The sequence below is a fragment of the Halomonas garicola genome, from assembly GCF_031935715.1.
In the GTDB taxonomy this organism is placed as follows: Bacteria; Pseudomonadota; Gammaproteobacteria; order Pseudomonadales; family Halomonadaceae; genus Vreelandella; species Vreelandella garicola.
In genome coordinates, this window is the sequence record NZ_JASSZF010000011.1 from 19,205 (window position 1) to 41,139 (window position 21,935).

At 64.3% G+C, this 21,935-nt stretch carries 20 protein-coding genes and 1 tRNA gene; 8 read left to right on the forward strand and 13 right to left on the reverse strand.

Annotated features, from left to right (window positions below; genetic code table 11):
• The first annotated feature begins 19 nt into the window (after positions 1–19).
• A complete protein-coding gene (gene ilvD, locus RS027_RS05780) occupies positions 20–1,702 on the forward strand; it encodes a dihydroxy-acid dehydratase (protein ID WP_311954972.1) in 1,683 nt (560 codons plus the stop codon).
• A gap of 31 nt (positions 1,703–1,733) precedes the next feature.
• Here the strand turns inward: ilvD and RS027_RS05785 are convergent, their stop codons facing one another.
• The 4 genes from RS027_RS05785 to RS027_RS05800 form a co-directional block, all read right to left on the reverse strand.
• A complete protein-coding gene (locus RS027_RS05785; RefSeq protein ID WP_311954973.1) occupies positions 1,734–4,829 on the reverse strand; it encodes a molybdopterin dinucleotide binding domain-containing protein in 3,096 nt (1,031 codons plus the stop codon).
• Positions 4,822–6,036, reverse strand: coding sequence for an NrfD/PsrC family molybdoenzyme membrane anchor subunit (gene nrfD / locus RS027_RS05790; protein WP_311954974.1), 1,215 nt, complete (start codon positions 6,034–6,036; stop codon positions 4,822–4,824). The genes RS027_RS05785 and nrfD overlap by 8 nt, the downstream gene beginning before the upstream one ends.
• Positions 6,020–6,796, reverse strand: a complete 777-nt coding sequence (dsrO, locus tag RS027_RS05795; protein ID WP_311954975.1) for a sulfate reduction electron transfer complex DsrMKJOP subunit DsrO — start codon at positions 6,794–6,796, stop codon at positions 6,020–6,022. Before dsrO ends, nrfD begins: the two co-directional genes overlap by 17 nt.
• Before the next feature lie 285 nt (positions 6,797–7,081).
• Complete coding sequence (locus RS027_RS05800) at positions 7,082–7,363, reverse strand: hypothetical protein (protein ID WP_311954976.1); 282 nt, start codon at positions 7,361–7,363, stop codon at positions 7,082–7,084.
• 202 nt (positions 7,364–7,565) lie between these two features.
• Between RS027_RS05800 and purE the strand changes: the two genes are divergently transcribed.
• Positions 7,566–8,066 carry a 5-(carboxyamino)imidazole ribonucleotide mutase gene (purE, locus tag RS027_RS05805; RefSeq protein WP_311954977.1) on the forward strand — a complete coding sequence of 167 codons (501 nt, stop codon included), beginning with the start codon at positions 7,566–7,568 and terminating at the stop codon, positions 8,064–8,066.
• A 46-nt stretch (positions 8,067–8,112) separates the two neighbouring features.
• Entirely contained in the window at positions 8,113–9,228 is a 1,116-nt protein-coding gene (locus tag RS027_RS05810) for a 5-(carboxyamino)imidazole ribonucleotide synthase (RefSeq protein ID WP_311954978.1), read from the forward strand.
• Positions 9,229–9,246: 18 nt separating this feature from the next.
• Here RS027_RS05810 and RS027_RS05815 read toward each other — a convergent pair whose 3' ends face one another.
• The 5 genes from RS027_RS05815 to RS027_RS05835 form a co-directional block, all read right to left on the reverse strand.
• Complete coding sequence (locus tag RS027_RS05815) at positions 9,247–10,017, reverse strand: transporter substrate-binding domain-containing protein (RefSeq protein ID WP_311954979.1); 771 nt, start codon at positions 10,015–10,017, stop codon at positions 9,247–9,249.
• A gap of 114 nt (positions 10,018–10,131) precedes the next feature.
• Complete coding sequence (locus tag RS027_RS05820; RefSeq protein ID WP_311954980.1) at positions 10,132–10,860, reverse strand: ABC transporter permease; 729 nt, start codon at positions 10,858–10,860, stop codon at positions 10,132–10,134.
• A complete protein-coding gene (locus RS027_RS05825) occupies positions 10,860–11,564 on the reverse strand; it encodes an ABC transporter permease (protein WP_311954981.1) in 705 nt (234 codons plus the stop codon). Before RS027_RS05825 ends, RS027_RS05820 begins: the two co-directional genes overlap by 1 nt.
• 55 nt (positions 11,565–11,619) lie before the next feature.
• Positions 11,620–12,390 carry an ABC transporter ATP-binding protein gene (locus tag RS027_RS05830; RefSeq protein ID WP_311954982.1) on the reverse strand — a complete coding sequence of 257 codons (771 nt, stop codon included), beginning with the start codon at positions 12,388–12,390 and terminating at the stop codon, positions 11,620–11,622.
• Positions 12,391–12,522: 132 nt separating this feature from the next.
• Complete coding sequence (locus tag RS027_RS05835) at positions 12,523–13,521, reverse strand: succinylglutamate desuccinylase (protein WP_311954983.1); 999 nt, start codon at positions 13,519–13,521, stop codon at positions 12,523–12,525.
• A 236-nt stretch (positions 13,522–13,757) separates the two neighbouring features.
• Here RS027_RS05835 and RS027_RS05840 point away from each other — a divergent pair, with 236 nt between their 5' ends.
• Together RS027_RS05840 and RS027_RS05845 are read left to right on the forward strand one after the other, a co-directional pair.
• Positions 13,758–15,227 carry an alanine/glycine:cation symporter family protein gene (locus RS027_RS05840; protein WP_311954984.1) on the forward strand — a complete coding sequence of 490 codons (1,470 nt, stop codon included), beginning with the start codon at positions 13,758–13,760 and terminating at the stop codon, positions 15,225–15,227.
• 25 nt (positions 15,228–15,252) lie between these two features.
• Positions 15,253–15,549, forward strand: coding sequence for an MGMT family protein (locus tag RS027_RS05845; RefSeq protein WP_311954985.1), 297 nt, complete (start codon positions 15,253–15,255; stop codon positions 15,547–15,549).
• Positions 15,550–15,569: 20 nt separating this feature from the next.
• On the opposite strand, the gene RS027_RS05850 is transcribed toward RS027_RS05845, so the two are convergent.
• Positions 15,570–17,159: a GNAT family N-acetyltransferase gene (locus RS027_RS05850; RefSeq protein ID WP_311954986.1), complete on the reverse strand. Its 1,590-nt coding sequence runs from the start codon at positions 17,157–17,159 to the stop codon at positions 15,570–15,572.
• Between the two features lie 139 nt (positions 17,160–17,298).
• The gene (locus RS027_RS05855) at positions 17,299–17,640 is read right to left on the reverse strand and encodes a hypothetical protein (RefSeq protein ID WP_311954988.1); all 342 of its coding nucleotides are present in this window, start codon (positions 17,638–17,640) and stop codon (positions 17,299–17,301) included.
• Positions 17,641–17,943: 303 nt separating this feature from the next.
• On the opposite strand from RS027_RS05855, the gene RS027_RS05860 reads away from it, so the two are divergent.
• Positions 17,944–19,968: an oxidoreductase gene (locus RS027_RS05860; RefSeq protein WP_311954989.1), complete on the forward strand. Its 2,025-nt coding sequence runs from the start codon at positions 17,944–17,946 to the stop codon at positions 19,966–19,968.
• Positions 19,969–19,983: 15 nt separating this feature from the next.
• Here the strand turns inward: RS027_RS05860 and RS027_RS05865 are convergent, their stop codons facing one another.
• Entirely contained in the window at positions 19,984–20,298 is a 315-nt protein-coding gene (locus RS027_RS05865; protein ID WP_311954990.1) for a high-potential iron-sulfur protein, read from the reverse strand.
• Between the two features lie 200 nt (positions 20,299–20,498).
• On the opposite strand from RS027_RS05865, the gene RS027_RS05870 reads away from it, so the two are divergent.
• Together RS027_RS05870 and RS027_RS05875 are read left to right on the forward strand one after the other, a co-directional pair.
• Complete coding sequence (locus RS027_RS05870; protein ID WP_311954991.1) at positions 20,499–20,774, forward strand: Lrp/AsnC family transcriptional regulator; 276 nt, start codon at positions 20,499–20,501, stop codon at positions 20,772–20,774.
• A gap of 30 nt (positions 20,775–20,804) precedes the next feature.
• Complete coding sequence (locus RS027_RS05875; RefSeq protein WP_311954992.1) at positions 20,805–21,662, forward strand: DNA/RNA non-specific endonuclease; 858 nt, start codon at positions 20,805–20,807, stop codon at positions 21,660–21,662.
• 162 nt (positions 21,663–21,824) lie between these two features.
• Here the strand turns inward: RS027_RS05875 and RS027_RS05880 are convergent.
• Positions 21,825–21,911, reverse strand: a tRNA-Leu gene (locus RS027_RS05880).
• Between the last annotated feature and the right edge of the window lie 24 nt (positions 21,912–21,935).

Genomic DNA, 21,935 nt, shown 5'->3' on the forward strand with positions numbered 1-21,935 from the left:
AAAGACAGAGGAGACTTTCATGACCGATCAGTCCGACAGTACCCGCCGCCATTCGTCCCGGGTGGTTGACGGCGTGGGCAAATCGGCCAGCCGCGCGATGCTGCGCGCGGTGGGCTTTAACGACGACGACTTCAAAAAGCCCCAGGTGGGCGTGGCCTCGACCTGGAGCATGGTGACGCCGTGCAACAGCCACATCAACGAGCTGGCCGAGCACGCCCGGGACGGCGCCGACCGCGCCGGCGGCAAGGGCGTGATTTTTAACACCATCACCATCTCCGACGGCATCGCCAACGGCACTGAAGGCATGAAGTACTCGCTGGTATCGCGCGAGGTGATCGCCGACTCCATCGAAACCGTGGCCGGCTGCGAAGGCTTTGATGGCCTGGTCGCCATCGGCGGCTGCGACAAGAACATGCCCGGCTGCATGATGGGCCTGGCGCGGCTCGATCGCCCCGGCGTGTTCGTCTACGGCGGCACCATTCTGCCCGGTGAAGGCCACACCGACATCGTGTCGGTATTCGAGGCCATGGGCGCGCACTCCCGGGGCGATATCGACCGCATCGAGCTCAAGAACATCGAGGAAACCGCGATTCCCGGGCCGGGCTCCTGCGGCGGCATGTACACCGCCAACACCATGGCTTCGGCGATTGAGGCGCTGGGCATGAGCCTGCCGGGAAGCTCAGCGCAAAACGCCGTGTCCAACGACAAGCGCGACGACTGCGAAGCCGCCGGCGAAGCGGTGCTCGAGCTTCTGAAGCGCGACATCAAGCCCTCCGACATCATGACCCGGGAGGCGTTTGAAAACGCGATTACCGTGGTGATTGCGCTGGGCGGCTCGACCAACGCCGTGCTCCACCTGATCGGCATGGCGCGTACCGCCGGCGTTGAGCTTGCGCTTTCCGACTTTACCGCCATCGGCAAGCGCGTGCCGGTGGTCGCCGACCTTCGCCCCAGCGGCCACTACATGATGAGCGAGCTGGTTGCCATCGGCGGCATTCAGCCGCTGATGAAGCTGCTGCTCGACGCCGGCCTGCTCCACGGTGACTGCCTCACCGTCACCGGCAAGACGCTTGCCGACAACCTCGCAGGCGTCGAGGGCTACCCCGACGCCCAGGAGATCATCGCGCCGCTGGACGAGCCGGTGAAGGCGGAAAGCCACCTGCGGATTCTCTACGGCAACCTCGCCCCGGAAGGCGCGGTGGCCAAGATTACCGGTAAGGAAGGCACCCACTTCCGCGGCACCGCGCGGGTGTTCAACTCCGAGGAAGAAGCCCAGGCGGGGATCAACGACGGCACCGTGGTTGCCGGCGACGTGGTGGTCATCCGCTACGAAGGCCCCAAGGGCGGGCCGGGCATGCGCGAAATGCTCACGCCCACTTCCGCCATCATGGGCCGAGGGCTGGGCAACGATGTGGCGTTGATCACCGACGGCCGCTTCTCCGGCGGCAGCCACGGCTTTGTGGTGGGCCACATGGCCCCCGAAGCCTTTGACGGCGGCCCGCTGGCGCTGGTGGAAGACGGCGACGTGATCACCATCGACGCCGAAGCCAACACCATCGACGTGGCCGTCGGCGGTGAGGATATCGAGCAGCGCCACGCAGCCTGGCAGCGTCCGGCGCCGCGCTATACCAAAGGCGTGCTGGCCAAGTACGCGAAGCTCGTCAGCTCGGCCAGCACCGGCGCGGTGACCGACGACGACTGACGCCGTCGGCCATACGCCTTAATCCTCCGCTTTACCCCTCCACACGGCTGACACGGACGGGCAGCCCCTGGCGCACGGAAGCGCCGCTGACCCCTTCAAGCCAGGTGCCCGCCACCCGGCGGGTGGGGTCGGCAAAGCCCAGGTCGTTGATGTTGATCCCGGCGCCGATCCACTGGTTGCCGGAAAACGGCTTGCCGTCTACCTGATGCTCGCTGGCGCCCAGCTCGGTATGGCCGAAACTATGCTCGATGCCAAGCGCCCCTTTCATGACGCCGTTGCTCACCAGCGCCAGCGCCTTCACCGCCCGTCCCGGGCTTTCGATCAGCACGGTATCGCCGTGGGCAACGCCTGCGCGTTCGGCGTCGTGGGTGTGCAGCAGCACCGGGTTGTACGGCTTGATCATGCGCAGCCGCTCAAGGCCGATGGCGTAGGAGTTCATCACGTTGGACTTGTAGGAAAACGCCAGCAGCGGCCATTCATTCTGCGGGTATACCTCGCGCATGGGCGTGCCGTCGGCCATTTTTGCCGCCTGCAGGCAGGGCGTGCCGGACAGGCGCTCGCCGGTCTGGCTGTTGACGGTGGTGCCGACCTGGGGGTTGTACACGCACAGCGCCCGGGACCAGGCGTGGGCGAGCTTTTTATCCCCGTCAAAGGCGTCCTCGTGGTCCTCGAAGCGCCCGCCCCGGGCGTAGAGGTAGGCCACACGGCCGCGCTCTTCCACCGGCAGGGTGCGGGTAAGCTTGGGCAATAGCGGCTCGATGCCGCTGTGCATGACGTCGCTTTTTTCCGCTTTGGGCAGCGGATTATTCATGTAAGCGATGTTGGCCGCGGCGCGCAGGAAAAAATCCTCGGCGCGGTTTAACGGATAGAGCTTGCCGTCGGCGCCGGGGATGGCCCTGTCGCCGAAGCCCGGCAGCCCCAGCCGCTTGGCGGTGGCGATGAAGAAGCTCTCCATGCTGATGGGCTCGCCGTCTTCGGTCTTGTCCTGGCGCGGCTCGACAATCGGCCAGCAGGCCGTGGTCATCTTGCTCAGCGTGCCGCTCCAGGCGCCGGTAAAGCCCCAGACTTCGTACATCACCGAGTCCGGCACGATGTAGTCGGCGAAGCGGTTGGTTTCGTTGATAAAGCCGTCTACCGCCACGTAAAGCCCGAGGTTTTTGGGGTCCTTGAGCTTGTCGATAATGGTGTCGTGAAGCCCGGCCTGGCCGTACAGCGGGTTGGCCATGCAGCCGATCACCGCCTTGATGGGGTAGGGATAGCCATCGAGCGCCGAGGCCAGTTGTTCGGTGAGAATCGGCGGAGCGAGCGGCCGCCAGGGGGCTTTGGCCGGGTAGGGATTCTCGCCGGCGTCCACCTTGCGCTGATACTCCGAGGTGTCCTCGTAGGCAAAGCGCGTGCGCGAGACGAACACGCCTTCGGGGCCGCGCTTGCCGGGGAAGTCGGCGAGGTCGTAGCGTGGGCCTTTGCCGGTGCCGTTGAACTTGCCGCCGCCAAGTGCGGCGCCGCCCTGGCGGTTGAAGCTGCCGGCCAGCAGGTTGAGCATCAAAAGCCCGTAGGCGCCGTAAAAGCCGGTGGCCGACATCATGCCGCCGTGGGTATCGACCACGGCGTCACGGCCGTAGGCGGCGAAGCGTTCGGCGATGTGCTTGATCACCCGAGCCTCGATGCCGCAGTGCTCGGCGTACTCTTCCAGGCTGTGCTCGTTGGCGGTATCGCGCAGTTTGGCCAGGCTGCTTTTGACCTGAAGGGTGCCGTCGGGTGTGTCGATATCGCGCTCGACAAACAGCGTGGCCTGGCGCACCTCGCGGCTGGGCTTCAGTTCGCCGTCGCGATTCACGACCATCACGTCGTCGGCGTCGCTTCCGGCCTCCACGTCGTCCTCAATGTCCGAGCGGCGCAGGAAGTGCCCAAAGCGCGGATGATCGGCGCTTTCGATCACCAGGTGAGTGGCGTTGGTGTGGCCGATTTCGCCGGCGGCCTCTACCGCTTCGGGGCTGGGCATGGCCAGGTAGTCGGCGGCGTAGGCCTCGTGCTCGATCAGCCACTGGATCATCGCCATGGCGAAGGCAGTGTCGCTTGCCGGGCGGATGGGCACCCAGCGGTTGCGCTCGGCGGCGGCGTGGGAGGCGCTGGCGTTAAGCCCGGGGTCGACGACCACGTAGTCCAGGCTGCCGGTGGCGCGCGCCTCGGCCAGAAGCCGGCCCTGGCGCTTGAAGGGGTTGCCCGCCTGGCTGGGCGCGGTGCCGATGAACAGCGCAAACTTCGCCCGGGTGTAGTCGGGTTTGACGTGGGCAAACTTGGCCATGTCGTCCATCAGCGCGCCGGATCCCATACGGAAAGCGAGCCCACAGTAGGAGCCGTGGTGGCCGTAGTTGCGGGTGCCGAAGGCGTTGAAGCCAAAGCGCTTGAGAATCGCCGAGCGGCCGTAGTCGGTGGCTTCCATCAGCAATAGCTGGTTGGCCTTGGGGCCGTACTCGGGGTTAGCGGCGTCGACGGGCTCGTCGTGGTTGTGGATGGCGCGCAGGCCGTCCACCTGGCCTTCGTCGAACAGATCCCCACCTTCGCAGATTTCCTCAATGAGCTTTTCAAAGGAGATGCGCTCCCAGCGCCGCTCGCCGCGTCCGCCCACGCGCTTCAGGCAGTGGGTAACGCGGTGGGGGCTTTGGATCTGCCCGATCATCGCGTTGCCCCGGGCGCAGGCGGTGGAACGCCCGGCCAGACCCTGCTCGTCAAGGGCGCTGACGTGCTTGAGCGCATCAATGACCGGGGTGCGCATGGGCAGGTGCGGCTCGCTTGAGAGCGGGTGGTAGGGGTTACCAATGGTGCGCAGCACTTCATCCGTATTGTTATCCACACGCACCCGCACGCCGCATTTGGTGGTGCAGCCGTAGCACACGGTGAAGGCGGTGCGCTGGTCCGGGTTCAGGGTCAGCTCGCCGGACTCGAGGTCAACGCGGTACTCCGGCGCCAGGGCGTTGCCGTAGATGTTGTGTGCGGGCTTTTCCCCGGCGCTGCCGGTAACGCCCTTGGCCATCTTGACCAGCGGGCCGGAGTAGCCGGCGGCGAAGGCCGCCGCGCCGCCGGTGGCAGCGGCGCCCTTGAGCAGACGACGACGTGAATTATCCATGGCGGACTCCTGAAGCGGGAGAAACGGGCGAAGCGGCGGAAACAGAGGCGCTGGAAGTGGGCGCGTCGGCGGCAGGGGTGGTATTAGCCGGAGCGTCACGCTGGGGGTCAAGGGACGCTTCGCGCCAGGGCACGAACAGCTCAATCACCAGCAGGGCGGTAAGCCAGAGGCCGAAAATGCCGATGATGCCGGTAATCCCGTAGGAGCCGAAGGCGACGTGGTAGTCGTGAAAGCCGGCGCTGTTGCGCGCTACGGTTTGCACGTTCATCAGCACCACCCAGCGGAACATCCAGGCCACGTGCAGAGCGAGCAGGCCCAGCACCCAGCCAAAAAGCTTGCGGCGCGTGGGCCCGCGGCGTGCCACAAAGGCCAGCACGGCCAGCAGCACGCCGGCAATGCCGCCTTCCACGGCGGTGCTGCGCCAGGCCGCGCTCTGGTCAACGGAGTCAAGCGCGGCGGCCACCGAGCCGGATACCGCGTTGGCGCCGTCGAGAAACCAGGTGAGCGCGATAAAGCCCGCGGCCACGCAGGCGCCGGCGAGAATCCCGAGCATTTGGCGGTTGGTGTCGGGGCTGCGCATGCCGGAAATCCGGTTGAGCAGCAAAATCAGCCCGCAGACGCCGATGGTGCCGGTGGCGACGAACATGAACGGCAGCCAGGCGGTGTGCCACAGCGGCCGGCCCTTGACGATGGCCACTTCCGCGCCGGTGTAGACCATCATGCCCACCGAGGTGGCAAGCGCGGCAAGCCCGACAAGCACCATGACTTTGCGCGATACCTGCCAGTCGCCCCAGGCGATCCAGCCGGCGATGCGCGAAAACCAGCCGTCATTCGACTGGGCGCGAGATTTAAGCGCCGGGCGCCAGGCAAGCCAGGCTAAAAGCACCGTGGCGACCAGGTGCAGCGGCAGCAGAAAGCTGCCCAGCGACATCCACGACCAGAGGGTGGGGTGGGCGTAAAAGTGCCAGAAGCGCAGCGGCTGGTGCAGGTCGGCGAGAAGCGCCACCGGCGCCACGAGCGTGGTAGACACGCAGGCGAGCAGCGCCAGCCGAGAGGTGGCAAGCCAGTGCTGTTTGCCCAGAATAATCCCGGGCGCGGCGACCCAGAGACTGGTATAGGACAGCGCAATCAAGAAGAAATACTGCACCGCCCAGGGGTACCAGGCGATGCCGTAGCGCGGCACGACAACCTCAGTGACCAAACTCATAGTCCAGCTCCTTGCCCGCGTCGTTGATGATGTCCCAAATACCCGGGGCCGCGTCGGGGCGCTGGGTAAAGCGTTCGTCCATGCCTAAGTAGAACACCTGGGGGTGGGTGCCTTTTTCCGGCTGCAGCACCATCAGCTCGTCGCGATATTCGGCCATCATTCGGCTGATCTGGCTGTCCGGGTCGCGCATATCGCCGATGATCCGCGCGCCGCCCACGCAGGACTCCACGCAGGCGGGCAAAAGCCCGGCCTCCAGGCGGTGGGCGCAGAAGGTACACTTATCCGCGGTTTGAGTCTTTTCGTTGATAAAGCGGGCATCATACGGGCAGGCATTGACGCAGTAGGCGCAGCCCACGCAGCGGTCGCTGTCTACCACTACGATGCCGTCCTTGCGCTGATAGGTGGCCTGCACCGGGCAGACCGGCACGCAGGGCGGGTTATCGCAGTGGTTGCAGAGCCTTGGGAGCATGAAGGTGGCGACCTCGCCGGTACCTTCTTGCTCGACCTCGAACTGCGAGACAACGGTGCGGAAGTTGCCCAGCGGGGCGTCGTTTTCGATATGGCACGACACGGTGCAGGCCTGGCAGCCGATGCACTGGCGCAGGTCGATGAGCATGCCGTAGCGTTTTTCCGGGTCGCCTTCCCGGCGCGGCGGCTGGTCGTTGATGCCGGCGCTGGCGACGCTTGATAGCGGCACCATGGCAGCGCCGGCGCTCAGGCGTGCCAGCTGGCCGAGTAGCGAACGGCGTATGGGATCCATGGCGCCTCCTGTGGTTGAGAGCAGCGTAGCGGGCTGCCTCGGTGAATCGTCGGGGTAGATTCAGGTTAGGCCCAAGGAGGTGCCTATAAGTTGATATGCATCAAGGAAATAAAAAGCTTTTTTAATGTTGCCTTAATGACATCATAAGGCATTGATTGTTTTGATAAAATATTGGAAGACAGAAAAGTGGCAGACATAAAAAAACCAGCCCGCAGGCTGGTTTTCTTGGCGCGTTATAGCGGCCGGGCGTTGGCCGCCTGAGTCGCGGGATATCCCATGTCCGGATTAGTGCAATGGCGCCTCCGGCTCCAGCGTGCGGCGCAGGACGTTGAGCTCGTCGGCATTGAGGTGCTCAAGTTTTCCGGCCAGCAGATCGCTTACCTTTTGCACGGGCAGCCCGGCGCGGCGAGCGATGTCGCGGCTGCCAAGCTCTGAGATGGCCATTAGCCGGGTAATGATGCGCATCAGGCGCGTGCGTTTTTCCAATTCCCTGACGTTAAAGTCGTCAGGGCCGGTTCGGGGAGGGTCAGTCAGTTCTGCGTGGGCAGACGAACGTGCCGTGCTCATGAGTCTCCATCAATGGGAAGTGACAGCATCAACAATGCCGCCAAGCGGGGCGCTTTGCAATGCCCGCGGCATGAAAATTTACCGCCGCAACAATGTTCGCAGGCAAGGCGGTGCTGGTAAACTCTGTGCCTTCTTCCAAGGCTGCTGATTCGGCGGTCTGTTTTCACTTTTATCAGCGCAATTCCAGCCGGGGAGCAAAGCCATGGCGTCAGCAAGCCCACCTGTTGTCGGAGTCATCATGGGGTCACAGTCGGACTGGCCGGTCATGGAGCACGCCGTTGCCATGCTCGAACGCCTGGGCGTGGCCTACGAGACCCGGGTGGTCTCGGCCCACCGCACGCCGGATCTTCTGTTTGACTATGCCAAGGGCGCGGCCGATCGCGGCCTCCAGGTGATCGTCGCCGGGGCCGGCGGGGCGGCGCACCTGCCGGGCATGGTGGCATCCCAAACGCCGCTGCCGGTATTTGGCGTCCCGGTGGAGTCAAAGGCGCTCAAGGGACTGGACTCGCTTCTATCCATCGCCCAGATGCCCGGCGGCGTGGCCGTCGGCACCCTTGCCATCGGCAAGGCCGGGGCTACCAACGCGGGGCTGCTGGCCGCCCAGGTGGTGGGGCTTGCCAATGCCCAGGTGCGCACCAACGTCGAGGCGTTTCGCGCCGAGCAGACTCAGACCGTGCTGGATAATCCGGACCCGCGCCCCTGAATGGATCGGGCTGCATCACGAGCAACGCTACTCCAGGAGATTCAACATGAACATTGGCATCCTCGGTGCCGGCCAGCTGGGGCAGATGCTCGCCCTTGCCGGCTACCCGCTGGGCAACCGCTTTACCTTTCTCGATACCACCGGCGGCCACAGCGCGGCCATCGGCGAGATCATCAGCGACCCGGAACACCGCCGCCTGGACGCCTTTCTTGAGCGGGTCGACGTGGTGACCTACGAGTTCGAGCATCTTCCCGTATCCCTGATCCGCGAGATAGAAGCGCATAAGCCGGTGTATCCGAGCAGCCGCGCCATTGCCGTGTGCCAGAACCGGGTGGAGGAAAAGGCGCTGTTCGACCGGCTGGCGATCCCCACTCCCGAGTATCGTGTGGTCGAAAGCGCCGAGGCGCTGGAAAGCGCTGCCCGGGAGCTGGGCTGCCCGGTAGTGGCCAAGTCCACGACGGAAGGCTACGACGGCAAGGGTCAGGCGGTGCTTAAAACGCCCGACGACGCTGAGAGCGCCTGGGCGGCCATCGGCCATACCCAGCTGGTGGTGGAAGCCTTTGTCGATTTCGTCCGCGAGGTGTCGATCATTGCCGTGCGCGGCCGCGACGGCGAGGTGCGCTTTTACCCCATGGCGGAAAACCGCCACGTCGACGGCATCCTGCGCTATTCCGTAGCGCCGCTGCCGGACCTGGACGACGCCGTGCAGAAAACCGCCGACGGCTACATTCGCGCGCTGCTCGACGAGCTGGACTACGTCGGCGTGCTGGCGCTTGAGCTGTTTCAGGCTCGGGACGGCCGGCTTTTGGCCAACGAGATGGCGCCCCGGGTGCACAACTCCGGCCACTGGACCATGGATGGCGCGGTGACCAGCCAGTTCGAAAATCACCTGCGCGCGGTGCAGGGGCTGCCCCTGGGCGACACCCGGGCGCGTTTTCCCACCTGTATGGCCAACGTGATCGGCCGGGAGCCGGATAGCGCCGAGGTGCTACGCCAGGCTGACGTGCATCTGCACCGCTACGGCAAGGCCGAGCGGCCCGGGCGCAAGCTGGGCCACGTTAACCTGGTGGCCCAAAATCACGCTGAGCTCGCGAAGCAGCTTGACGCTCTGGCGTCATTGCTACCCGAGGCGCCGGCCCCGGCGTTCAGCTTCGTTTCCTGACGTTATTCGGCGTCGTCGTTATTCAGCGTCGTCGAAGTAGCGCGCCTTGATCTCGTCGTAGGTGCCGTTGTCCTTGAGCGTTTCCAGCGCCTGGTTGAACTGCTCGGCAAGGTCTTTGTCGCGCTGGCGGAAGGCGATACCGAAGCCGTCGCCGAAGTACTGCTTGGGCTCGGTGATCATCTCGCCGACGACCTTGTAGTCGCCGCTTTCGCTTTCCAGCAGCGTTGACTGGCCTACCGGGTAGTCAAGAAAGACGATATCCAGCCGCTCGGCGTCCATGTCCAGCACCATGTCGTCGGCGGTGGAGTAGCGGTTGACGTCGGCGACGCTGCCGTACATGTCGGTGGCGTAGTTGTCCTGCAGGGTGCCGCGCTGTACGCCGATGGTCAGGCCGTCGAGAGTCTCCTCGGTGGTGCTTTCGAGCTGGCTTTCCGCCGGGGCGAACCAGGCCGAGGGCGGCGTGAAGTAGGGCTCGGAGAACAGCACCTTTTCGCGGCGTTTATCGTTGATGGTCATCGACGACATGATAGCGTCGTACTTGCGCGCCATAAGGCCGGGAATAATGCCGTCCCAGCCTTGCACAATCCACTCGCAGTCCTTGTTTAGCTCGGCGCACAGGGCGTTGCCCAGGTCGATGTCGAAGCCGGTGAGCTCGCCGTCGGGCGTGCGGTATTCCATGGGCTCGTAGGGCACGTCCACGGCAATGCGGATCTGGTCGTCGCTGCGCGCCTGGGCGCTGGTGGCGGCCACGGCAAGGCTCAGCAGGGAAAACGTCAGCAGTTTTTTCATTATAAGTATCTCCTTGCGAAAGGGAGGCACCGTCGGGCGGTGCCTCCGTCACAACTTACCCTTGCCGGCGGCGGCGGGGCAAAGGCTTTTTTCCGTTTCCGGGCCCCGGGCCGGCTAGGACGCCGGCGTCAGGTGACCCAGCAGGCGCTTTTCCAGAAAGCGGAAGAAGTAAAGAATGGTAAACGTCAGGCACAGATAGATCGCCGCCACGAACAAGAAGGCGTCAAAGGGCGCATAGAAGCGGGCGTAGACAAAGCGCGCCGCGCCGGTCAGGTCCATCAGCGTGACGACGCTTGCTATAGCGCTGGCGTGGAGCATGAAAATCACTTCGTTGCCGTAGGCCGGCAGGGCGCGGCGGAAGGCGCTGGGCAGCACAATGCGCTTGAGCGCCAGTGCCGGCGACATGCCGTAGGCTCGGGCGGCCTCGATTTCGCCCCTGGGCGTCGCCTTGATTGCGCCGCGAAATATCTCCGTGGTGTAGGCCGCCGTATTCAGGGTAAACGCCAACAGCGCGGGCATGAACGGATCCTTGATCAGCGGCCACAGCCAGGATTCCTGCACGCCTTCGACAAACACCACGCCGTAGTAGATCAGGTAGAGCTGCACCAGCAGGGGGGTGCCGCGAAACACGTAGGTGTAGGCAAAAATCGGCAGCTTGATCCAGCGGTGGCGCGAGCAGCGGCCCACGGCCAGCGGCACCGCCAGCACCAGGCCGATGAGCAGCGAGAGAAACACCAGCTGCACGGTGGTGGCAAGCCCGTCGCCGTAGTAGGACAGGGTTTGCAGCGTGAAAATGCTGTTGTCGGCGAGCAAAGCGTCGAGCCTTTCAAGAAGTGCCTGCATTAGTCACCCTCCCCGTAGCCGATGCTGTAGCGTTTTTGCAGCCGGGCAAAGATCCACTCGGAGACGCTTGCGATCAGCAGATAGATCACGGCCACCACCATCATGAAGGTAAAGGGCTCCCGGGTGGCCTTGGAGGCCTCGGCGGCAATGCGCACCATGTCGGAAAGGCCGATGATCGAGACCAGCGCGGTGGTCTTGAGAAGCACCATCCAGTTGTTGGAAAGCCCCGGCAGGGCGTGGCGCATCATCTGCGGAAAGCGAATGCGCCAGAACACCAGGCGATTGTTCATGCCGTAGGCCTTGCCGGCCTCGATCTGGCCCTGATCCACGGCCATGAAGGCGCCGCGAAAGGTTTCGCCCATGTAGGCGCCGAAAATCAGCCCGATGGTGACGACGCCGGCGACAAACTCGTTGATGTTGATGAAGATATCTACGTCAAAGGTGTAGTAGAGCCAGTCGGTGGCGGCGTTGACGCCGATCTGGCCGCCGAAGAACAGCAGCATCATCAGCACCAGGTCGGGCACGCCGCGGATCAGCGTGGTGTAAAGCGTCGCGGCGCGGTGGGCGATGACGCTGCGCGACATCTTGGCGCTGGCAGTGACCAGCCCCAGCGCGATGGCAAGCGCCAGCGACAGCACGGCAAGCGACACGGTGACGCCGGCGCCTTCCAGCAGTCGGGGGCCGTAGCCCTGTAAATCCAGCATGGATCCAGCCTCCGGAAATCCTCGAAAATCAGTACCTGAATCAGCACCTGGGCGATCAGTACTTGGGCGCCAGAAACTGTTTGAGGCGCGGCGATTGCGGGTTGCCGAGCACGTCGGCGGGTTTGCCGGCTTCTTCCACTCGGCCTTCGTGGAGATACATCACTTCACTCGAGACATTTCGGGCAAAGCTCATTTCGTGGGTGACGACCACCATGGTGCGGCCTTCGTCGGCCAGATCGTGCATGACCTTGAGCACATCGCCGACAAGCTCCGGGTCCAGCGCCGAAGTGGGCTCGTCGAACAGCATCACTTCCGGGTCCATGGCCAGCGCCCGGGCAATGGCACCGCGCTGCTGCTGGCCGCCGGAAATTTGCGTCGGGTAGGCGTTGGCGCGGTGGCTTAAACCGACGCGTTCGAGCAGCGCCTCGGCGTGCTCGATGGCCTCCTTTTTCGATTTGCCGAGCACGTGAATCGGCGCTTCGATGATATTCTCCAGCACCGTCATGTGCGCCCAGAGGTTAAAGCCCTGGAACACCATGGAAAGCTTGGCGCGCATGCGCACCACCTGCTTCCAGTCGGCGGGCTCTCGGCCCCTGGCGGTGGTCTTGAAGCGAACGGTTTCGCCGTGGACGATCAGGTCGCCGGCATCGGGCTGCTCGAGCAAATTCATGCAGCGCAGAAAAGTGCTTTTGCCCGAGCCGGAGGCGCCGATCAGGGTAATGACATCGCCTTTGTGGGCTTCGAGGGAAAGGCCTTTCAAAACGTCCGTATCGCCAAAGCGCTTGGTAATGTTGCGCACTTCAAGGGGCAGAGGAGTGGCGGCCATAGAAGGGACTCCAGAGCAGGGGTTGCCGCAGCAACCGTCGCGTATCGATCAGGGAAAAACGTATCGGCGCACAAAAAAGCAGGCGATTTTAACAGGCCGCCCCGGCCGATCGCGTCTTGTTTGAATGACTATTTATTCGACTTTGGTTTTAGGCTGTGCGGCAGACTCTACCAATAGGGCCGCCCGAGCGCCGATTTCCACCTGGGCGTTGGGGAAGACCACGCGCAGCGGCGTATGGCCAACCACCGTATCGCCCGCGCGGGCGTCCCGGGCCAGCCGCGTGCCCGGGGCAAAGGCGGTGAAGTTGGGCGTATCGTCGGCAAAGCATAGGCAAAATTTGTCGCTTTCGCGCCTGACCTCCCGAGCGACGCGGAAAAAACTCATGGCGTCGGCGGGCGCTCGGGCGGGTTCGGCACCGCCGGCCAGCGCTTTGAGCAGGTCAAGCATGGGCCCAAGCGCTGCCAGGTCATTGTGACCGAAAGGCGCTACTCGGCCAAGCTCCAGAGTAAAGGCCTGCGCGCTGTGGTAGTGGCGGCTGTAGTGAGAAAAAGTCCAGCTGTGGCAGTGCTGGTCGAGCACCGCCTGAATGCCGGCGGCGGCGAGCCAGCGCCACTGCTCCGACGCCGTGGGGGTGGCAGAAAATGGCACCGCGACAAAGCGCGGGTACAGGCTTTCGCGTATGGCGGTGTGCAGGTCGTAGTGCAGCGGGGGCAGCGCCGAGTGGCGAGCGTAAAACGCATCGACCTGAGCCATAAGCTCCCGGGCGCGGTCGGGCTCGTCGCCTGAGGTGTCCAGACCGCGCTTGAAGAGCCGATTGAGGTTGGTGTCGATATAGCGCGTGCCGGCGCGCAGGGCCGGAATATTGCCGAGAATCACCAGCAGCGGCGCGCCCAGGCGCAGCGTGCCGGCCTCAACAGCGCCGAGTAATGCGCCCACCAGCTCCACCGGCGCGGTTTCGTTACCGTGAACGGCGGCGGAAAACACGCAGGCCCGGGCCCCGGTCGCCTGAATGTCGGGCACTAGCTCCAGCACGCCCGGCGCGTGCAGCCGGTAGCGGCCCGAGGCCAGCACGCCGGAGCGCGTCGGCGGCGTCTTGCCGTCCAGCGTCATGTCCAGCCATTGGTCGAGCATCACCGTTCCCCTGAGCCTGGGCGATTTTTTGATAAATCGCGCTGAATTTTTTACTCAAAACCGTATTTATTGCTATTTTGTGCCGGGCCCAAAAAGGGTAGACCGAATGCGGAAGCACGGCCAGCGCGGCGTTATGCCTGCGTCTGCGCTCCCTTTGCCCGGCACTGCCATTATCGCTGTCCGAATAGCGTCATCCCGGGCAGGCATATCACTACCATTCGCAACGGACAAACGTCATGGACAACGCTTTTCTTGCCGCCTTCACCGGGCTGGTCGATGCCGGCAACGGCCTTTTATGGGGCAGCGTGCTGATTTACCTGCTGCTGGGCGCGGGCCTTTACTTCACGATCATGACCCGGGGCATCCAGCTGCGCTACTTCGGCCACATGTTCAAGCTGTTGCGCCACTCCCGGGAGTCTGACGGCGGCATCTCTTCGTTCCAGGCGCTTTCCACCAGTCTGGCGGCGCGAGTGGGCACCGGCAACCTCGCCGGGGTTGCCGTGGCGATTTCCCTGGGCGGCCCCGGGGCGGTGTTCTGGATGTGGATGACGGCCATGGTGGGCATGGCCACCAGCTTTATCGAGTCGACCCTGGCCCAGGCGTTCAAGACCGATCACGGCGACGGCACCTTTCGCGGCGGCCCGGCGCGCTATATCGAGCGCGGCCTGGGGCTGCGCTGGCTGGCGGCGGCGTTTTCGGTGTGCCTGATCATTGCCTTTGGCCTGGCGTTCAACAGCGTGCAGGCCAACTCCATTGCCCAGGCCATGGAGCAGGCGTTTGCGGTGCCCACCTGGGCCATCGGCGTGCTGCTGGTCGTGGTGGTCACCCCGATCATCTTCGGCGGGCTCAAGTCCATTGCCCGGGTGGCCGAGCTGGTCGTGCCGCTGATGGCGCTGCTGTATCTGATCCTGGCGCTGGCGGTGGTCGCCATGAATGCCGCCGAGCTGCCCGGGGCCATTGCCGCCATCGTCAATAGCGCCTTCGGGCTGGAGCAGGCCGCCGGCGGCGCCGTGGCCTATGCCGTGTCCCAGGCGATCATGAACGGCATCCAGCGCGGGCTGTTTTCCAACGAGGCGGGCATGGGCTCGGCGCCTAACGCTGCCGCCACGGCCACTACCAAGCCCGACCACCCTGCGGCCCAGGGCTTCATCCAGATGCTCGGGGTGTTTCTCGATACGCTGGTGATCTGTACCGCCACCGCGGCGATCATCATCATGGCCGGGCCGGAGCTGCTGGCCGGCGACGAGGCCAACGGCATCCAGCTGACCCAGATGGCGCTTTCCAGCCACGTGGGCCAGTGGGGCGGCATGTTTGTCGCCGTGGCGATCCTGCTGTTTGCCTTCACCTCGGTGATTGCCAACTACTCCTACGGCGAAGTCAACGTCGAATACCTGGCCGGCCGCCGCGCGCCGACGGCGGTGCTGGTCTACCGGCTGGCGGTGCTGGCCATGGTCATGGTCGGCTCCGTGGCGAGCCTCGGCCCGATCTGGAACTTTGCCGATCTGTCCATGGGTATGATGGCCATTATCAACCTGGTTGCCATCCTGCTGCTCTCGCCGGTGGCTTTCGCGCTGTTTCGCGACTACGAGCGCCAGCTCAGGGCCGGGATAGAGCCGGTCTTCGACCCGGCGCAGTTTCCCAAACTTGCCGGTAAGGTAGACTCGGACGCCTGGCCGGCTCGCGAGGCGGGCCGCGAGAAAAAATAACGTTTTCATCGATGCGGGAGGATTCATGGCGCGCCCTGAGCTGCTGGAGCAGATCCATACCGTGGTAGCGCAGGTGCCGCCTGGGCGGGTCACTACCTACGGCCGCGTGGCGAAAATGACCGAAGGCGCGACGGCGCGGATGGTCGGCACCGCCATGCGCAAGCTGCCTGCGGGCAGCGAGCTGCCCTGGCACCGGGTGGTGGCGGCCACCCGCAAGCTGGCCGACCACGGCGGCGCCGATCGCCAGCGCGACAGGCTCACCGCCGAAGGCGTGGTCTTCGATGCCGCCGGTCGTATCCCGGCGCATTTGCTGTGGCCCTGAGCCGCTCCCGGGCGCGGCGGCTAGTCGCCGTCGCGCCGGCTCTCGTGCTCCAGGTTGGCGCCGGACTTCCATGACCAGTCCCGCCAGCGCAGGTCAAAAAGGTCCTGGCGGCGGTCCTTGAGGTTGGTGACCGAGCCTTCGGCGCGCACCACGGTGAGCCGGGTGAGATCAAGGTCGGAAAAGAAGATCATTTCGGTGTTGGGGGTGGTTTCCGCCAGCACCGCGTCGTGAGGGAAGGCAAAGTCCGAGGGCGAGAACACCGCCGACTGGGCGTACTGGATGTCCAGGTTCTCGATGGAGGGCAGGTTACCCACACTGCCGCACAGCACCACGTAGCACTCGTTCTCGATGGCCCGGGCCTGGGCGCAGTGACGCACCCGCAGATAGCCGTTCTTGGTGTCGGTCCAGAAAGGCACGAACAGAATATCCATGTCCTGGTCGGCCAGCAGGCGCGACAGCTCGGGAAATTCCACGTCGTAGCAGATCAGGATGCCCACCCGGCCGGCGTCGGTGTCGAATACACGTAGCTCGTCGCCGCCTTCGATCACCCAGTCCCGGCGCTCCTGGGGCGTAATGTGCAGCTTGGCCTGGCGCTCGACGCTGCCGTCGCGGTGGAACAGGTAGGCGATGTTGTAGAGCCGATCGTCGTCGCCGACCTCGACCATGGAGCCGCCGATAATATTGATGTTGTAGGCCACCGCCATGCGCGAAAGCTCGGCCTTGAACGGCTCGGTGAAGCCGGCGAGAAAGCGGATGGCGCCGATGGGGTCCTGCTGGGCGGCGCGGTCCTGAAGCCCGATCAGCGGGGCGTTGAACAGCTCCGGGAAGACGGCAAAGTCGCTCTGGTAGTCCGAGAGCGCATCGACGAAGTACTCGATCTGCTGCAGCGCAGCTTCCACCGAGGAAAATTCGCGCATCTGCCACTGCACCGCGCCCACGCGCACCTGGGTGGGGCGGGTGTTGAGCACGCGCTCGGCGGGCTCGAAGAGGATATTGTTCCACTCGAGCAGGGTGGCGTAGCCCCGGGACTGGGCGTCTTCGGGTAGGTACTTGCGCAAAAGCCGCTTGACCTGGAAGTCGTTGGCCAGCTGAAAGGACAGAATCGGGTCGTACAGCTCCTTGCGCGCGACTTTTTCGATGTACTCGCTTGGGGCCAGCGCGTCGGCGTGCTCGTGGTACCGGGGAATGCGCCCGCCGGCAAGTATCGCGCGCAGGTTCATCGAGCGGCACAGCTCCTTGCGCGCTTCGTAAAGTCGCCGCCCCAGGCGGTAGCCGCGGTAGTCCGGATGGATCAGCACGTCGAGCCCGTACATGGCGTCGCCGTCGGCGTCGTTGAGGACCATCTCGCGCTGGTCGATCAGGTCGTCGTAGCGGTGGGGGTTGGAAAAGGCGTCGTAGTCCACCTGGACGGTTAGCGCCACGCCGACGATCACGCCGTCGTTTTCAATAGCGATCTGCCCGTCGGGAAAGGCGTGGATCAGCGTGTCGATGGTGCGTTCGGGCCAGGCACCGCCGAGATCGTGGTACACGGCGTCCATCAGCGTCTTGAGCTGCGGGTAATCTGCAGGCGTCAGGTTGCGCAGGTTCAGGTGCAGATCTTCAAGCGACATGGCAAGGCCCCGGGGATAAAAAAGACGCTGAATAGTAGCACGCGCGTCAGGCGGCGCAGTTACGAGGCGACGCAAAAAACCCGGCAAAAGCCGGGTTTTGTTCATGCGATGCGGGGGCATCAAGCGTGCGAGTGAGGCACTATTCGTCCATGGGCACGTTGTCGGAATTCACGCCGTGGTCTTCGTCCAGATCGTCATTTTCCGGCAGTTCGCCGTTGGGTGTCGGCGTATCGGACGGATCGCTTGCGCTGTTGGTGCTGTCCGCCGGGTTAACAGCCGGCTCATTGGGATCCACCTGCCCCTGATCCTGCGTCCTGTTCTGAACGTCATCCGGGTTGTTGGCGGAATCCGTGGCCTGGTCCGGATGCACGGCGTTTTGGGGATCGTTGCCGGGCTCGGCGGCGAACGCCATGCCGGACGCCAGGCTAAAGGCACTGGCAACGGCGATTGTCTTCAGACCATACTTGAGTGACGTTTTCATAGACACCTCTTATCGTGCGGTTGTTAAGACATTGGCTCTGCGTGAGTGCCGGGCTTTCATTGACCTACCTATAAACATAATCCATACAAGAAATATTACAAGTATAGATGTTGCAAAAAATAAGGTATCGCTTCTTTACGCAGCGCGAACTTCAGGGTCAACGTATCTTACTGAGACCCCGGATGAAAGCTTTCGTTCCGGCCGGCTATGCGCCAAGCCTGAAGGCCAGGTGTACGTTCGTTCGTCGATGTCATACGCTTGTTTGAATATAGCCGCAGGTGAATATAGCCACAGGAGAGGGCGATGACGACGTATCCCGGGCTTTTCCAGCCGCTCCGGCTGGGCCCGCTTGAGCTTGAAAACCGCGTATTGATGGGCTCCATGCATACCAACCTGGAAGAAGCGCCGAACGGTTTTGCGCGCCTGGCGGCGTTTTACGCCGAGCGCGCCCGGGCCGGCGTTTCGCTGATGGTGACCGGCGGCATGGCGCCGAATCCGGAAGGCGCGGTGTTTCAGGGCGCGCACGCCCTGACCGCTGAGTCCCAGCTGGCTGACCACCGTCGAGTCGTCGATGCGGTGCACGCCGAGGGCAGCCATATCTGCCTGCAGATTTTGCACGCCGGGCGCTACGCCTATTCGCCGGAGGCGGTGGCGCCGTCGGCCATTCAGGCGCCGATCAGCCCTTTTGCGCCCCGGGCGCTTTTGGCTGATGAGGTCGAGCAGCAGATACGCGACTACGTGCGCTGTGCCGCGCTTGCCCAGCGGGCCGGCTACGACGGCGTCGAGGTCATGGGCTCCGAAGGTTATCTGATCAACCAGTTTCTCTGCCGGCGCACCAACCGGCGCGACGACGAATGGGGCGGCAGCTTCGCCCGTCGCATTCGCTTTGCCGTGGAGGTCGTGCGCCGTATCCGGGAGGCCACCGGAGAAGGCTTCGCGCTGATCTTTCGCCTGTCCATGCTCGACCTGGTGGAAGACGGCAGTACCTGGGAGGAGGCCGTGGCCCTGGGGCGCGCCATCGAAGCTGCCGGCGCCGACGCGATCAATACCGGTATCGGCTGGCACGAGGCTCGGGTGCCGACCATTGTCACCAGCGTCCCCCGGGCGGCGTTTATCCGGGTGACCCGGCGTATGCGGACGGAGCTTTCCATCCCGCTGATTGCCACCAACCGCATTAACATGCCCGACGTCGCCGAGCGCATCATCGCCGAGTGCCATGCGGACATGGTCTCTATGGCGCGGCCGTTTCTGGCAGATGCCGAGTGGATCGCCAAGGCCAGAGCCGGCAAGGCCGAGGAGATCAATACCTGCATCGCCTGCAACCAGGCCTGTCTGGATCACGCCTTTGCCGGCAAGCTGGCGTCGTGCCTGGTCAACCCGCGTGCCTGCCATGAAACCGAGCTTGTCATTGAGCCGGCGCAAACGCCGAAAGCCGTTGCCGTGGTGGGTGGCGGGCCCGCCGGGCTTGCCGCCGCGGTAACGGCGGCAAGCCGCGGGCACCGGGTAGTGCTGTTTGAGCAGCAGGGCGCGCTTGGCGGGCAGTTCAACTACGCGCGGCAGGTTCCCGGCAAGGAAGAGTTCAGCGAAACGCTGCGCTACTACCGCGTCATGCTGGAAAAGTACGCCGTCGACGTTCGCCTGAACGCCGCCGTCGACGCCGAGAGCCTGGCGGAATGTGACGAAGTGATACTGGCCACCGGCGTGCGCCCCCGGGAGATTGAGCTGCCGGGCATTGTAGAAGGTAGAGAAAGAGGCCAGGTGCTGACCTACGCGGAAGCCATCGAGCACCCGGAGCGGGTAGGGGGGCAGGTGGCGATCATCGGCGCCGGCGGCATCGGCTTTGACGTCGCCGAACGGCTCGTCAGCCAGGCGGCTACCGCGCTGGACGTTGACGCCTGGTGCCGCGAATGGGGGGTGGACTTAACCGTTGGGGCGCCCGGCGGCCTGCAGGCGCCGGAGCCGCCGCGGGTGCCGCGCCGGGTAACGATGCTGCAGCGTAAAACCAGCAAGCCGGGCAAGGACCTTGGCGCAACCACCGGCTGGGTGCATCGGGCGTCGCTCAGAAAGCACGGCGTGACCATGCTGGCCGGATGCGAGTATCAGCGGCTGGATAAAAGCGGGCTCTACCTGCAGCGCGACGGCCGGGCGGAGTACCTGGTCGCGGATACCGTCGTGGTGTGCGCCGGCCAGGAGCCGGTGCGTGGGCTATTAGCGCCGCTCGAGCGCCGGGGCAGCCGGGTCCACGTGATCGGCGGCGCCGACCGGGCCGTTGAACTTGACGCCAAGCGGGCCATCGACCAGGGCACCCGGGTGGCGGCTGCGCTATAAGCCGAACACCGCTGTCTACCCGGCTTCGGTCCAGGACTGGCACCAGCCGCCGGACGCCACGCTGTGCTGGGGAAACAGCTGGCAGCCCTGGGTGTCAGCGGTATAAAACATGCAGTTGGCGCAGGTTTCGCCCGACTCGTAGGCCGGGTGGTCGCTGGCGTCGCTGGCCTTTTCCACGTAGTTGAGTGCCCGGGCGTTGCTGCTGGACGGATCCAGCCGGGGCAGGGACTGCGCCTGCGCCGCGCGCGACAGAACGCCGGCGCCCAGCGGCAGGGCGGCAAGGCCCAGCGCGCTTTGGCGCATGAAACGACGGCGGTTTTGATCGGCCATGGTGTCTCCTTGACGATGTCGGTGGGCAGATAGCGGCCGCGATAGGTACTTATGACGACTTCTTATGCTAGCGGAACCGCGCCTCAGGTGCGAGCGCCCGGCAGCGGCTGCGCGGCTTGGCGCTGTGCTGATATACTCGCAGCAATCGCCATTGACCATTCGACACAGCGTTGCACCGAAGGCGTGCGCAAGGGGAGGTTATGCAAAACGCAGTAATCCTGATCAACACCGAGAAAGGCCAGGTCAAGCCCGTCGCCGAGCGGCTGGCGGAAGTGGACGGCATCAGCGAGGTGTACTCCACCTGCGGCCGCTACGACCTGGTCGCCATTGCCCGCACCCGGGATTTCGAGAGCCTGGCCGAGCTGGTCACCGAGCGGCTGAACGCCGTGGAAGGCATCAGCGATACGGAAACGCTCAACGCCATGCAGGTGCATTCCCGCCACGATCTGGAAAGCATGTTCTCTCTGGGCTGGTAGCCGGCTCACATGCCCTGACAGGAGCCCGATGTGGCCAAGCCGTTACGCTTTCGACGACACGGGCGTCGCCTGGGGGTTACGCTGCTTTTCGTGGTGGCGATCACCGGGCTCTGGCAGTATCAGGAGCGCCAGTACCGCGACGACTACACCTGGATGGGCGTGCCCACCTGGGACGAGCTGACGCTAACCAGCGTCCACCGCGTGCTGCGTAACGACGGCTATCTGGTGGGCTGGTCCGACGTGCGCGCCGGCGCGCTCTGGGTGAGCTACCAGGTGGAGGCCGTGGACGACAGCGGCATCGGTTCGCGCCCGGATTTTCAGGCGGATTGGCGCACGCTGTGGCCGATCACCCCGGCGAGCTATTTGGGCAGCGGCTACGACCGCGGCCACTTGGCCCCCAACTACGCCATTGCCGCGGTGCACGGCCGCGACGCCCAGGTCAATACCTTCCTGATGAGCAACATGCTGCCCCAGACGCCAAAGCTCAACCGCCAGCTTTGGCAGCGCCTGGAAGAGGCGGTCATGGATCACTTTGCGCCGCGATTCGAGCGTCTTCAGGTGGTGACCGGGCCAGTCTACCCGCCCGATTTCATGGATAACCTGCTCAACCGCGTGGGGCTGGTGGAAGTACCGGCGGCTTTTTACAAGATTATCGTCGCGCCGAACGCCGGCGACCCCAGGGCGCTTGCCTTTATCATGCCCCAGGACGTACGGGGCGACGAGCCGCTGGATGATTACCTGGTCAGCATTGACGAGGTGGAAGGGAGAACCGGGCTGGATTTTTTCCCCGACTTGCCGCAGGCCACGGAAAAGCGCCTGGAAGGGCAGAAACAAACGGACGGCTGGGCGCTGGACACGGTGGCACGCAAGCCCGGACGTTATCAGTAGGGCAGCAAAATCAGTAAGGCAGCAAAAAACGGCAGCATTGCAGGCAGGCATAAGTCGCCCGGGGCGGCCAGTGCGTAAGCGTAAGCTCGCGGGAGCGAATATGAAAAGGGGAATAACAGAGAAGGCAGGAGGAGCATGATGCGTGGGCAGCCATCGTGGCGATGGTGCCCGGGAGAGGACTTGAACCTCCACATCCGTGAGGATACCAGCACCTGAAGCTGGCGCGTCTACCCATTCCGCCACCCGGGCGCATCGTTGCCTTGAAGTACTTGC